The following is a 14,228-nucleotide window of genomic DNA, read 5'->3' on the forward strand; positions in this document are numbered from 1 at the left end:
AATTTTATGGCAGGTTTTAATAAGGTCGTCGACAATTATCAAGACGCACTTGAAGGCATTAAAGACGGCGATACTGTTATCGCAGGCGGATTTGGCTTATGTGGTATTCCAGAGGGCTTAATCGCAGAAATTAAACGTAGAAAAACCACTGATCTTACCGTTGTTTCAAATAACTGTGGTGTGGATGATTTTGGCTTAGGTATTTTATTACATGATAAGCAAATAAAAAAAATCATCGCATCATACGTTGGTGAAAACGCGATTTTTGAACAGCAGTTACTTAACGGTGAAATTGAAGTAGAGCTAACGCCACAAGGTACGCTTGCTGAGAAAATGCGTGCTGGCGGTGCCGGTATCCCTGCGTTTTATACCGCAACGGGTTACGGTACACCGGTAGCTGAAGGCAAAGAAGTTAAAGAATTTGGTGGTCGCCCGTATATTCTAGAAGAATCAATTACGGGTGAATTTGCCATTGTAAAAGCGTGGAAAGCAGATCGCTACGGTAACTTAGTGTTTCGCCACACAGCAATGAACTTTAACCCTATGGCCGCAACAGCAGGTAAAATTACCGTAGCTGAAGTGGAAGAGATTGTTGAGCCTGGTGAACTATCACCAAGCGAAATCCACACCCCAGGTATTTATGTTAACCGCGTGATTAAAGGTAACTTTGAAAAACGCATCGAACGTGTAACTACAAAAGACTAGGAGGCAACATGGCGTTATCAAGAGAACAAGTTGCAATGCGTGTTGCACAAGAACTACAAGACGGTTATTACGTTAACCTAGGCATTGGCATTCCTACCTTAGTTGCTAACTATGTACCCGATGGTATGGAAGTAATGCTGCAGTCTGAAAATGGTTTATTAGGTATGGGGCCATACCCTACTCGTGACCAAGTTGATGCGGATATGATCAACGCGGGTAAAGAAACCGTTACAGCAGCCACAGGTGCGGCAATATTTAATAGTGCCGAAAGCTTTGCAATGATCCGTGGTGGTCATGTAGATTTAACAGTACTTGGTGCGTTTGAGGTTGATCAACAAGGAAATATTGCTTCTTGGATGATCCCTAAAAAGCTTGTTAAAGGCATGGGTGGCGCAATGGATTTAGTGGCAGGTGCAAAAAATATTGTCGTTACCATGACCCACGCCAATAAACACGGTGAATCAAAGTTACTTGAATCATGCACGTTACCACTGACAGGCGTTAACTGCGTTAAGAAAATCGTAACCGATTTAGCCGTGTTAGAAGTAAAAGACGGTGCATTTTATTTGTTAGAACGCGCACCAGGTGTAAGCGTTGATGAAATTATCAATAAAACGGCTGGTAAATTAATCGTTGAAGGTGATATTCCTGAGATGACGGTGTAAACCGCTTACACAGTAACAGTTCCTCATTCCCGGTGTAATGAACACTGAGAAACCCAACAAAAACCCCTCAATTGAGGGGTTTTTTCTTTTAACCCTATCGACAAAACGACTTCATAAATTATACCAATTCTGTTAAGTATGTGATCAGAGGTAGCGTAGGATAAATGAAATGATAACAAGGCTGAATTTTTCTTATGTAGTTGTTCTACAATGATAAATTCAAACGCAGTTAGCATGATATTTAACCCGCTAGAATGATCAGCTATTTAAGTGAATTGGTATTAATCACGTCGCGTTAAAAGGCTAATAGAAGTCTTTGTTAAAGCCAAAATCTTGATTTTTGATTAACTGCATAAACTAGCTCAAAAATACTTTTTTGTGCGAAAAACACACTAAATTATCGATTTGATAATATTCATTGTAAATCATCTTTAATTATTAACAATCCAATCATTGCAAGCTTGTATTTTTGAAGAATTCACAATCAAATTGATAAATCATTATTTTTTGTTCATTTTGATGTGACATTTGATTTTTGGTTTGGTACAAATTAATTAACAAACTTATCCAAGATAAGAAAAATTGACAGGAATGAGGAAAGAAGTATGTGTTCAATTTTTGGCGTACTAGACATTAAATCAGATGCAGCACAGCTGCGCTCACAAGCAATCGAAATGTCGAAGTTACTTCGTCACCGTGGCCCAGATTGGTCGGGCGTATATTCATCAGAAAAAGCAATTTTGGTACACGAGCGTTTAGCCATCGTTGGTGTTTCAAGTGGCGCGCAACCACTTTATAACCCAGAGCAAACACACGTACTGGCAGTAAACGGTGAAATTTATAACCACAAACAATTAAAACAAGATCTAACCGTAGACTTTGAATTTCAAACCGAATCAGACTGTGAAGTATTATTGGCACTTTATAAACAAAAAGGGCCTGAATTCTTAGATGACTTAAACGGTATTTTTGCATTTTGTTTATACGATGAAGAAAAAGACGCTTACTTAATTGGCCGTGACCACATTGGTATAATTCCACTTTATACCGGTCATGATGAGCATGGTAACTTTTATGTTGCATCTGAAATGAAAGCCCTTGCACCTATTTGTAAAACCATTGAGGAGTTTCCTCCAGGTCATTACTTATGGAGTCAAGATGGTGAAATTCGCCCTTATTACGCACGTGACTGGCAAAGTTATGATGCGGTAAAAGATAACGAAGCAAAAGTAATCGATGTAAAAGAAGGCTTAGAAGCAGCAGTTAAACGTCAATTGATGTGTGATGTGCCTTACGGCGTATTATTATCGGGCGGCTTAGACTCATCGGTAATCTCAGCAATCACGCAAATGTTTGCCGCTAAACGTGTTGAGGATAACGATGAATCAAGTGCCTGGTGGCCTCAGTTACACTCTTTTTCTATTGGCTTAGAAGGTTCGCCAGATCTAGCCGCTGCACAAAAAGTAGCAGACAGCATCGGCACAGTACACCACCCTATTACCTTTACAATTCAACAAGGTATCGATGCGCTTAAAGAGGTCATCTACCACATAGAAACATACGATGTAACTACCATTCGTGCGTCTACACCGATGTACTTAATGGCACGTTATATTAAAGCCATGGGCATTAAAATGGTGTTATCAGGTGAAGGTGCCGATGAGTTATTTGGCGGTTATTTATATTTCCACAAAGCGCCAAATGCCAAAGAGTTTCATGATGAACTAAACCGTAAAGTAAGTAAGTTACACCAATTCGATTGTTTACGTGCAAACAAATCGATGGCAGCTTGGGGTGTTGAAGCGCGTGTACCATTCTTAGATAAAGAATTTGTTGATACCGCAATGCGAATCAACCCTGAAGGTAAGATGTGTAAAGACGGTAAAATCGAGAAACACATTATTCGTGAAGCGTTCGATGGCTATTTACCAGATGAAGTATTATGGCGTCAAAAAGAGCAGTTCTCAGACGGCGTTGGTTATAGTTGGATTGATACTTTAAAAGAGCATGTTGAATCAATCGTAAGTGACCAAATGATGGAAGCTGCTGCGTTTAAGTATCCGATTAACACACCACAAACAAAAGAAGCCTATTACTATCGTTCAATTTTTGAAGAACACTTTCCAGGTGATGCTGCAGCGAAAACTGTACCACATGGTAAGTCGGTAGCCTGCTCTACTGAAGCTGCTCTTGAATGGGATGAAAGCTTTAAGAACAACGCTGATCCATCAGGTCGTGCAGCGGGTGTTCATAACGAAGCGTATTAATAATTCACTTTATATAACATGAAAAAGCCCGAATTATCGGGCTTTTTAATTTAAAACGGTCTTGGATTTTTAGTGAAAAACGCATCTAAGCCTGTAGTTGAATTAAATTTTATAACCGCTATGTAACTTATATCACTATCAATCGGAGCAGGTTTAGTAAATACAACCTCATTGGTTGCTGCGTTATTTCCCGACACTTGCCAATTAAGTGAGAGCTTCGCATTTTTATAATGTGTTTGCGGAAAACCTGTCGCACAATAACGCTTTGGCTCTACAAGCGTGCAACTCACCATTTTTCCAGTCTCTGTTACTTTAAGCGTTACATTTTCAATGGTTTCGTTGCTGTCGTTGTAAAAAGCTAGACCCGAAACCATTAGTTGATTTTCAGCATGTGAACTGCAACCAATTAACGCGCTAAATAAAGCCATAAAGGCTAAGTTACGCATATTGTTTTGCACTTTGTAATACCCCTTTACATAAAAAGAGCGCCTTTAATATCAAGCGCTCTAGCCATAAAACCATAAATAAAACACACAAACGATTATTGATTTACGGCCATTTGTGCACTTGACACTTTTCGTGCTGCCATTAAATCAAGGTTGAGTTGTTTTGATATAGAGGTTAATAATTCAAGCTCTTGCTCAATCAGTGGTAACGCATCAATATCGTAAGCTGACTGACTAATCCACGCCGGTTCAATCAGGTTCGCTTTATAACTAATTAAAAATATCGCTGTGTTATCAATAAATTCACACTCAAAGCTTTGTGCACCGGCTTTGTGCATAAACATGGTGTAAAGCGCTAGGATCTGTTCCATCATCACAGGCGTAAGTATATAGCGAGCAAGCACTTGATCAGTTGAAAATACTTCGAATGCTTGTTCAAAGTAATTGTTTTCTAATTCAACTTTTTCTGTTGCTTTGGGATCTTTTGTTAGCCAGTTTGCTACTTTACCGCGATCTTGCTGAACGATAGTGTGCGAATTAAAATCAAACGGCATGGTTAACTTAACCATACAGCCTTTAAACATAGTGTGTCGGCCATTATTACCACTGCGCTCAAGCTTTAGTTCACAAAATTGAAAGCCAATATTATCAAGCTCGCCAACGATACTATCTTCTGTTTCAATATGATCAAAACTAGGTGAGATTGCGAGCTTTTTAATCTCGTCTTTTTTGATTTCTGAGGTCAGTGAATAACTAAATTCACCATACATTTTAACTAATATCGGCATCACGTTTCGTTTGTAAAAGTGTATATAATCAAGCGCTGGTTTATACGCCCAACTGGTGCCAATACAAAACGCAAATATAAGTGTAGAAAAGAAACTACCATCGCCCCCTAGCGCAACCACTAACAAAACAATAATTACCACTGCAGGAAATACTTTAAAATTAAGCAGGCGATTTCGCTTTTCAAACTCGCTGTTAAACGAATCTCGTTGCTGCTCAATAAGGTCTAACTTAGGTTTGATCTCATGTTCAAACGTGTTTTTTAAGGTGTCTGATGCTGGCACATCGGTGGCATTTTTTTTATGACGTCTAAAACGTAATGACAAAGCGTCAATATACCCTTTTATTTCTTTCGACAAAAAATCTGCAAACTCATGTTTATCCGATGACATAAACTCTCCTTGTTGCTAAAAAGCCCGTAACTAGTTTAAAAGTTCTGCGGCGTTAACCGGCTGTCGTTCAGATTCAGAAATTTCGAAAAATGCCATCGCTTTTACGCCAACCATGGCGGCAATGATGTTGCCTGGAAACACTTGAATTGCGTTACGTAATACACGATTTGCGCTATTAAAATTACGTCTTGCCGCGGATATATGAGCTTCTACATCGGCATAGGTACGTTGCGCATCAAGCATTGTTGCATCAGATTTTAGCTCAGGGTAATTTTCTACCGCAATCATCAAGCCAGATAGCGAGTTTTCTAACTGACCTTCAAGTTTAAAGCGTTGTTCGTTGTTGTTACTACTGGCCGCATTTAAGACATCAGTTCGCAAACGGGTGACTTCTTCAAGTAACTCCTTTTCGTGTGTCATAAATTTTTTCGCGATTGCTAATACATTTGGAATTAAGTCGGTGCGTTTTTTAAGTTGCACATCAATGCCAGAAAACGCTTCTTCCATCGCGTTGCGTTTGGTTATTATTGAGACATACCACGCATAAAAAATAACAATAAATACGACTAAAATTGAAATGAGCAACCAGTTTGCTGTGAGAAATTCAGACATAATTGTTTCCTTTTAACTTTATCAATCCTTTTAATAAACGGGCTAGTGTCAGCTTGTGTATGACTTAGTAAAGCCCGTCTAGGTTTTAACCGTTACCTTAACATTTAAGTACATCATTTTAAATTACCTATATCTCAGGTATGTTGAATTTTGCTGTGCTATTTTAGCTCTTGTTAATTGTATTTTTTCGCGTCGTTCAACGTAACACCTAATCCGATACGCTATTCAAACTGCGATAAGCAATCATAAATAATCAACAGTTTTTAATAACTAACAATTCGTACAATGTTACTCTTTGAAGACGCGTTTTCGACGTATAACTGCAGACCTGCAGCGTTATTGGGAACATCAAATTGTATTTGTGTACTGGTGACGTTTGACGGGGTTACTTTTAATGCACCAATGACAATTTTGCTGTCTTTTGTAAAACCAACACCGTTTAAGGTAAACGGCTTGCCTTTACTAAGTGATATTTCACTGTGACCAAAAATAAGCGGAGACGCGTTATTAAACGCATCGACCTTCATTTCATTTGTTTTGCTATCAGCATCGTAAATAAACAAGGCATACTTGCCTTTTGGCACATCAAAATTAAAGGTTAATTGATTAGCGCTTACGGAGTTAGGTTTAAAGTTAAATACATTATTGTGTTGATACACAACCACAACGGGATCGTTTAACGCACTGAAATTATCACCTATTAACGTGATTGCGTCACCAAAACGATAGCGTCCTTTTTCAATCACGTTGTTAAAATTACCACCCAACTCATTTATTTGAATAAAACCTTTAGCAAACGGCTTTACTTTAGAAGATGGATTTAAATCAAAGGTATCAAGTACTTTATCGTTATCACTGTCTGATGCAAATGCATTTGCACAAAACAAACAACCCGTAATAATAGCGATAACATAACTTCTCATAATTAACTCAAATTGTGACTACTTTATTAAGTTAGTCATATACCATTTATTAATAAAGATGTTTATAAAAATATTGCACAAAAGTGCGTTTTTCTCGACTATTTACATACAGTGTTGATAATGACGGTGCTTTGTTTATTCAAGTACATAATTAACGATCTCGAAACTAATTTTATATCAACCACGAAAGCGCAAAAAACAATGGAAACAACAAAATATAAATAACAGGCCAACGTGCGATACGATATTTAACCTTTACCCCGCGCGCCTTTAAAAACGCAATGAGCAATTCCGAATTTTTGGTGTTAAATGTATGCACCCCATGAGACGCGTTTAACATATCCGTTAGGGAAAAGTGCGTTGTAATGTATGGACCAAATTTGAATAATGGGGTTAGCGGTAAATAATACACGTTAATACTTACGATATTGGCATATTTTATAAAGTAGTCTTGCTGCCCTTTTAAATCAGGAATACTCACGCCTTTACGGGTAATAAACACATCTGAGTTATAACAGGTACTGCGTTGAAAAAAAGCCTGTAACCACACTAACAATATAAAAATAAACGGTGTTGCCGCTAATATAACGCTTGTTTGTGATTCCCGTGTATTATAAAGCGGTCCAGCATCGATAAAAAATGCAATAACCATTGATGCAATCAACATGATTAAAAACGAGGTAAACCGTGTATAAGGTATTTGCCGAGTATGCGCTAAACATACTTGATGTTGGTTTTTAAGTAACTCTTCGATATTCATTTGGATATATCTTACGTGTGTTAGGAATAATTAGATGCCATATAAGCTTGATATAATAAAATCGATGCAAATAAGTTAGTTCAAATTTATCACGTATTTCTCATAATTTATTTTTGTTATAAAAAGCTATCACTGAATAATGCTCCGCTTATCGCAATTACACAAAGTACCGGAATAATTAACATAAACATACGTGCCATTTTTAATATACCAAAATGTGTTTTTTCGAAACTAAGCGGGTAATCAAAGTAAGTTAGTAAATAAAGCATTGATTGAATTGGAAAATAGTCCACTTTTAGTGTGATGGCTTTGTTAGAGATTGACTTTATTGTTAACTGTAAGGCGCGACAAGACAAACTATGACTCGTAGTATTTTGCATATACTGCACTTTTATCTCTTTTATATCGCCTTTTGCTAAAACTAATTGCCCTTTTTTATGACCAATTAAGCGATTTGCAGGCAGCACTAACGCGCTGTTACTGACTGACACAAACAGTTTGCTACCTGTTTGATAGTACAAATTCACCAGTAGCATTCGTATAACTAAATAACATGGGACAATGGGCAGATAGACTAAGGTTAAGTCTCTAAAAGCAATATTAACTATTGCAACGTGATGATTAACTAGCGGAAACAGCGAAACTGCTAACAGTAGTACAAAGAAAATAAGTTCAAGCCAAAAAGGTAAAGGATAAAATGTCTTTGTTACTCTTAACTGGATAACACTGTTTTCACACAGCTCATTTTTACCGTTAAAGTCGGTGTATTTAAACCAATGTTTATCGTCGGTTGTTATCGTCTCTTCCATGGGTTGTTTACCACAATCCTTTTTATTTTAATAAGTTGATCATGTACCACGTATCATCAAAGAGCGCGAATTTACAGTGACCTCCCCTAGTCGCTTCAGCATTTGTAGTGCGATCGATAGTTTCGAATGAATACCTTACCCATACCTCAACATCATGGCCTCGTCGCTGAGCGGAACTTTTAACTCCATAGTTGTCCGATTGCTTTGCGTTTTCAAAAACTCTAACATCGTGAACAATAAAATTATTTACTCCTGAATAGCTTTTAAGATAAGCCCAGTCATGAACCTTGTTAATAGCCTTTTTCAAATCCGAATCAGGTACGTCAAGCGGTATATAGATACTTTTCATTAATTCAACGTCTTTGTTTTTTACTATCTCAACGGCCTTTAAACAGTTTTCTTTGGGTATAGCTACATCAATTGTTGCATGGGCATAGGATAATAGCGTAGTCGCTGTTATTGTTATAAATGGCTTTAACATATTAACGTCCTTATTATTTTAGTGAACTAACTTTCAGGCAAGCTGCGTGCTTTTGTTAGATACTTAGCTTTTCTTAGCAAGTGCTTGCGATAACGCTTTTTCGAACATTACTTCATATTTAGCGATAAAATCTTCGGTTTGTTGGGTTCTATTTTTATAACTAAAAAACGAACTATCCTGCTTTATATGCTCTGTTGCCTCGTCTATATAACGCTCATATATAGTAGACGCTTGGATTATTGTGATAAATTCTTTTGTATTTAACCCTTTGGATTGATACACGTGTGTCATCGGCAAGGAAATACAGGCGAGTGCTGTGGATTCAAAGCTAAAGTCTACGCGCGTTTGCCCATTAAAATGAATTGCGCTTAAGTATGCTTGTAACTCACCAAGGTTACCTTTGGTGTAAGTGAAAACAACTTGAGACTGTTCATCGGTTTTGGTCAAGAGGAACGTATCACCCGTAATAGGCTTTGCCATTGTGGGGTAAATACCACCAATTGCGTCAATCGGTTTTGCGTATTTTTCACTTACACTAAACGTAATAGATTGCTGAACACTATAATTAACGTAATTACTTTGACCATGTTGATTTGTAACTGAGTAACTAGTACCCGCTACATTATGTGGTACACGTACCGTGATTTCGCTCGGTGAAATTATAGTTGCTTTAACTGGCATGCTTTTAAACAGTACACTAGTATCATTATCAAAATTGTCACCGTTTAACACGATCACTTCCCCAGGAATTAGTACTTTAGGGTTTAGCGCTGATAATAATGGTAACTGCCCACTTTTAATTTCAATTGGGTAAGGCTCTGACTTAAATCTGTCAGCAACGATAGATACATTTGCATCACCACTTGCATTTGGCATCACAAATCTCATGACGGTATTATCGTTTATTTTATTTACTTTGCTGGCGATTACGTTGTAGTGCTGCCTTTTCTTGGTTTTTATTATAACGACTGGGTTTTCTATGGATTCCGGATAGCCTTCAACTATTAGCTCAATCTCATCGTTAGCCCGTGTAAAGTAATTTACTTTACTATTATCAAACAAGGTATCAAGTGAGGAAATTGATAAACCGCCTGTTCGTTGCCACGGCTTAACTTTCAGTTTTTCAAGTCTATATTTATCGTACGTATCAGATACACCGTCATTATCATCATCTAAATCTAGGTGATCAATAAAACGATCATTATCAAAATTGTTTGGTTTATTGCTAAGCCCGCTTTCTAATTTATCCTCTATACCATTACCATCAGCATCCTTATCGAGATGATTAGGCATGCCATCATTGTCGAGGTCGTTTGAACCTTCGATGCGGTCACTAAATGTGTCGTTATCAGAGTCGGTATCTAACCAATTTGGTATGCCGTCGCTGTCGAGATCACTATTAAATTGATTAAACTCCATTCCATCGAGGATCTTATCGTTATCCTGATCATTTGATTGTGTGTTAGCGCCAAATGCAGTTTCTTTGATATCGTCTAGTCCATCGACGTCACGATCAGAAAAAAATATAATTTCGTACGTAAAATTAGGTGTACCTGCGTAGTTTTCATCAATAACACTTAGTTGGTATTTGCCAGCAGTAAAAATTGGAAAGTTAACAACGTAAATATTAGGTTTTTGGTATTTGTACAAAAAGATTTCATCGATAACGCTGCCGGTTTCATTTGAAACATATACTTGCGGTTTAAAATCTTTTGAATTGGTGTAAAAAACGGCGGTTAGCGATTTACGCTCTGCTACTTCAAATTGATATAAATCTCCCTTATCTAGATTTGAAGATATTGCCCCTTTTACACGCACTCCTTGAACGAGCTTAATCGGCGTTGCTATACCTGGATTATCATTTGGCTCCTGCTCAAGGTAAACAGGGTATTGTGATTTGCGAGCATCGAATGGGTAATCATCGTTTTCGTCTAAAACGCCATCGCCATCTTCGTCTTTGTTTTCCCAAGTGCCCTTAGGCGTTTCGAGTGTTTGTGTAGTTGACGCTGCAAACGCGCCTGCGTTATATAATGTAAACGCTACTAACGCTATACGAAAAATCATAACAATCCTTGTTAATGCCGGTATGAAAAACTTTCTCAGCAAATCTATTAATATATGGGCAGTTATGTACTGCACCTAGTTTATCAAATACCAATCACCTTCATCATTTATATACTTGAGTATGGCATAGTACTTAATGAATCTTCCTTCAGCATCAGGCTCTAGATAGCTATAATAAACACCATAAAATTTATCGATTTTAGGGTAATACTTAGTTTTCATCGGATAATTAAATTTACGATATCCACTTAAATCGCTATCTAAGGTAAATTGATAATCTTTTCCTTGAAATCGTTTAGCTTTCTTCAAAAACTTCAACGTAAGTAGTTTATCGCCTGCCGATTCTCTAGGCTTTTTCGCAAACTTGAACAAGAATACTCCCACATCTGAAGTGTTGTAAGCTGCTAACATTTTTTTGCTTAACTCATCAACTTTCTCAGGCATTTGTTGTTGCGCAACCGAACAAAAAGATAGCCCTAACAAAATCAATAATAGGGTATGCTTTACTTGCTTCATAAAATTTCACCTAATGTAGTTTTAACGCATCGCCCTAGTATGATTTGATACATCATATTAAAGCTTCTAAATCTTTGTTAGCTATTTCGCTTAGGCTCGACTTTTTTATAATACGAGTTTTAACGTTTTTACCAACCAAGGTTTTGGTGGTGTAGTATAAATCGATAAACATTGGCGTAACTCATTTACGTTTTCTAGCAAGCTGCATCCTTGCTTTATTCAAAGCAGATTCAAATACCAGCTTATAATTATCATCATTGATGTTTAGCTGCTTCGGAGTCTTATACAAAAGTGCAATGTTATTTGCTAAGGAAATTGTTTGTTCGTTTTTAATAACTTGGTTATAGAAGCTCACTGCATCATTGCTTGTTAAAATTCTATCAGGTCTTAATTTGGCCCAAATTTCTGATACAGCAAAATGTAACGACGAAACTCTATTATTTACCCCTTCCAGATAGATAAAAAATGGATAATCTGTCTCTACCTCGCCAGTTACAAATGACACATAATAACCGGAGTAGTCTAAACCTTGCGAGTTTAAGACAAGTACTTCACCAGATATCACGTGATTTGACCCAGCACTACTTTTAAAAACAAGATTTGTGGAAACAGTTGAAAAAGGCTCATCAACAATAACTTCTTTAATGCTAATCACATCAATATCTATTGGATTGGATAAACCGTACGTTGTTTTAAGTTGAAGTACACCAGATGAAATTGTGCTATCAATAGTCAGCCTCAAGTGCCCACTATCAACCACATTCGGATTGTATTCAATATCATCTATCAAAACTTTCATACCTGATTGAAATCCTACACCTCGGAGTTCAAGCGTTTCTCCAATATTGACCTTTTTAGCTGCTTTTCGATCTAAGACTAATTGCTCATCTGTAATCATTACATGGCCACTTAAAAGCGGTGATATTTGAATAGTATTTGTTTTGAATTGACCATTTGAAAAGAAAATACTTTTTGCTTTATATGGCAATGTGAACACATACCCTTTGTCAGAAAGCATTACGGGAATATTAACAATACTTGTGTCTGTTTCAATAACAAGAAAACCAGAAGTTGCGTCACCATCGACTTGCACAAAGTGGGCCTCATTCTCAAATGCCATATTTGGGATTTGAAATTGGTCGCCATAGTTATATGCAACACGTGTTATTTCTACGTAGTTAGTGTCAGAAAGTTTAAAACTTTCGATCATCTTTAAGGGTTCTAAATCATTTTCATCTAACAATTTATCCCCATCATCATCGATATCCCGATAATCTGGGATACCGTCAAAATCTGTATCCTTTAAACGCTTATTATTAAAGCTAATACTATCTAGATTACCGTCATTATCTGAATCTAAATCAAAGCGTGACGCTTTGCCATCGTAATCATCATCAATCGAACCTTCAACGGAGTCGCTAATTCCATCGCCGTCTGAATCACGGTCTAACCAGTTTGGGATATTGTCTGCGTCAACATCGTGTTCAAAACTCCGACCGTATTTATATACATAATACTCTAATGCGTCTTTACCGCCGTCGTTATCTTGGTCGTTAGAATGTGCATCGTGCATTCCTATTGCTGGTTCAGTTCTGTCTGGTATCCCATTGACATTTTCGTCGACAAAAATTTCAGCATCATACGAGTAAGCGCTAGCACCTCTAAAATAAAAATCTGAAATAGATAAATTATATGTTCCCGATTGCTGAATATCGTATGTGGCTATAAACCTTAAAGGGCCTGTAGGTTTCATTATTCCTTTGTATGATGCCAACGAAGCGTTATCGAATCCCAATATATGTGCATTAGGAATGAACGATGAACTGTTTGAATGGAGGATTAATGTAACTTTTTTCGGCTTTGTAACCGTAAATTTATACGTATCTTTATCCTCACGTTCAGAAATCACACCTTTAACTCTAATAGGCAAGGAAACATTCTTGTTATTAGTACGTAAGTGAGAATTATTGGGCTCAGTATCAAAATGCACCACCATCTGACTTTTATTCTTATTAAATGGAAAGTCGTCGTATTGATCTAAAACGCCATCGCCATCTTCGTCTTTGTTTTCCCAAGTGCCCTTAGGCGCTTCGAGGTTTTTATTAGTAGGCGCCGCAAACGCGCCTGCGTTATATAATGTGAGCACTATTAACGCTATACGAAAAATCATAACAATCCTTGTTACTTTATTTATGTTCACGGTTTAACCGTCATCATAAAGCGACTTTAGTAAATAAAAACGCTATAAGTGAATTCTCCACAAATCGCTATCTTTTATTTTTTCAAAAACACAACCGTCATTTGATGAAAATTTGTCCCCATTTGTCCAATTTATGAGTACTTCTGCGAAATTATCTTGCGTTTTATCTGAAAGACGCTTTTCTTTAACGATATAGTTACCGGCTTTTGACACTCTTTGTTCAAAGCGGGCTGCTTTCTTTAACAAAGCTTGCTCCGCTCTTTTAGCTTTATCACCTTCAAACCACACTTTATCTACAAATGACTTTAGAGTTTCTAAGTCTCCCTCTTTTTGCGCTTGTTGATAAACATCGCATTTTTCTATAAAAATTGGATCTTGGTTATTTTTTGCAGCGATACCGTAGTTTGGTGATGCAATTAGTGATGCGCTAGACAATGCTAGTGCAAACATAGTCCATCTAAATTTCATAACAGTCCTTGTTTAGCTTGATATGTGAATCGTTAATTATATTTGAATACGCGAATACTATTACTTTGTGCGAATTTGTTGTGAACTTGAAATTAGCTCATCTATTATTCAAATATAAGGCCTACTTCTAAAGT

At 37.1% G+C, this 14,228-nt stretch carries 14 protein-coding genes; 3 read left to right on the top strand and 11 right to left on the bottom strand.

Going from position 1 to position 14,228, the window contains the following annotated elements; all coding sequences use genetic code 11:
- Positions 1-6 precede the first annotated feature (6 nt).
- From AC2IOM_RS11495 to asnB, 3 genes are all read left to right on the top strand, one after another.
- Positions 7-705, top strand: a complete 699-nt coding sequence (locus tag AC2IOM_RS11495) for a CoA transferase subunit A (RefSeq protein WP_486358437.1) — start codon at positions 7-9, stop codon at positions 703-705.
- Positions 706-713: 8 nt separating this feature from the next.
- Positions 714-1,370, top strand: coding sequence for a CoA transferase subunit B (locus AC2IOM_RS11500; RefSeq protein ID WP_486358438.1), 657 nt, complete (start codon positions 714-716; stop codon positions 1,368-1,370).
- Positions 1,371-1,975: 605 nt separating this feature from the next.
- Complete coding sequence (gene asnB / locus AC2IOM_RS11505; protein WP_486358439.1) at positions 1,976-3,637, top strand: asparagine synthase B; 1,662 nt, start codon at positions 1,976-1,978, stop codon at positions 3,635-3,637.
- Between the two features lie 50 nt (positions 3,638-3,687).
- On the opposite strand, the gene AC2IOM_RS11510 is transcribed toward asnB, so the two are convergent.
- The 11 genes from AC2IOM_RS11510 to AC2IOM_RS11560 form a co-directional block, all read right to left on the bottom strand.
- Positions 3,688-4,095, bottom strand: coding sequence for a hypothetical protein (locus AC2IOM_RS11510; RefSeq protein ID WP_486358440.1), 408 nt, complete (start codon positions 4,093-4,095; stop codon positions 3,688-3,690).
- 83 nt (positions 4,096-4,178) lie between these two features.
- Complete coding sequence (locus AC2IOM_RS11515; protein WP_486358441.1) at positions 4,179-5,261, bottom strand: DUF3137 domain-containing protein; 1,083 nt, start codon at positions 5,259-5,261, stop codon at positions 4,179-4,181.
- 30 nt (positions 5,262-5,291) lie between these two features.
- Positions 5,292-5,873 carry a LemA family protein gene (locus tag AC2IOM_RS11520; protein ID WP_010560125.1) on the bottom strand — a complete coding sequence of 194 codons (582 nt, stop codon included), beginning with the start codon at positions 5,871-5,873 and terminating at the stop codon, positions 5,292-5,294.
- Between the two features lie 263 nt (positions 5,874-6,136).
- Positions 6,137-6,796, bottom strand: coding sequence for an IPT/TIG domain-containing protein (locus AC2IOM_RS11525; protein WP_486358442.1), 660 nt, complete (start codon positions 6,794-6,796; stop codon positions 6,137-6,139).
- Positions 6,797-6,968: 172 nt separating this feature from the next.
- Positions 6,969-7,556, bottom strand: a complete 588-nt coding sequence (locus AC2IOM_RS11530; protein ID WP_486358443.1) for a hypothetical protein — start codon at positions 7,554-7,556, stop codon at positions 6,969-6,971.
- A gap of 116 nt (positions 7,557-7,672) precedes the next feature.
- Positions 7,673-8,365: a hypothetical protein gene (locus tag AC2IOM_RS11535; RefSeq protein ID WP_486358444.1), complete on the bottom strand. Its 693-nt coding sequence runs from the start codon at positions 8,363-8,365 to the stop codon at positions 7,673-7,675.
- A gap of 22 nt (positions 8,366-8,387) precedes the next feature.
- A complete protein-coding gene (locus AC2IOM_RS11540; RefSeq protein WP_486358445.1) occupies positions 8,388-8,846 on the bottom strand; it encodes a hypothetical protein in 459 nt (152 codons plus the stop codon).
- Positions 8,847-8,909: 63 nt separating this feature from the next.
- The gene (locus AC2IOM_RS11545) at positions 8,910-10,910 is read right to left on the bottom strand and encodes an IPT/TIG domain-containing protein (protein ID WP_486358446.1); all 2,001 of its coding nucleotides are present in this window, start codon (positions 10,908-10,910) and stop codon (positions 8,910-8,912) included.
- Between the two features lie 75 nt (positions 10,911-10,985).
- A complete protein-coding gene (locus AC2IOM_RS11550) occupies positions 10,986-11,426 on the bottom strand; it encodes a hypothetical protein (RefSeq protein WP_486358447.1) in 441 nt (146 codons plus the stop codon).
- A gap of 181 nt (positions 11,427-11,607) precedes the next feature.
- Entirely contained in the window at positions 11,608-13,596 is a 1,989-nt protein-coding gene (locus AC2IOM_RS11555; RefSeq protein WP_486358448.1) for a hypothetical protein, read from the bottom strand.
- Between the two features lie 72 nt (positions 13,597-13,668).
- Entirely contained in the window at positions 13,669-14,094 is a 426-nt protein-coding gene (locus AC2IOM_RS11560) for a hypothetical protein (protein ID WP_486358449.1), read from the bottom strand.
- Positions 14,095-14,228: the final 134 nt, after the last annotated feature.

The sequence above is a fragment of the Pseudoalteromonas sp. NS-SX12 genome (genome assembly GCF_057367955.1).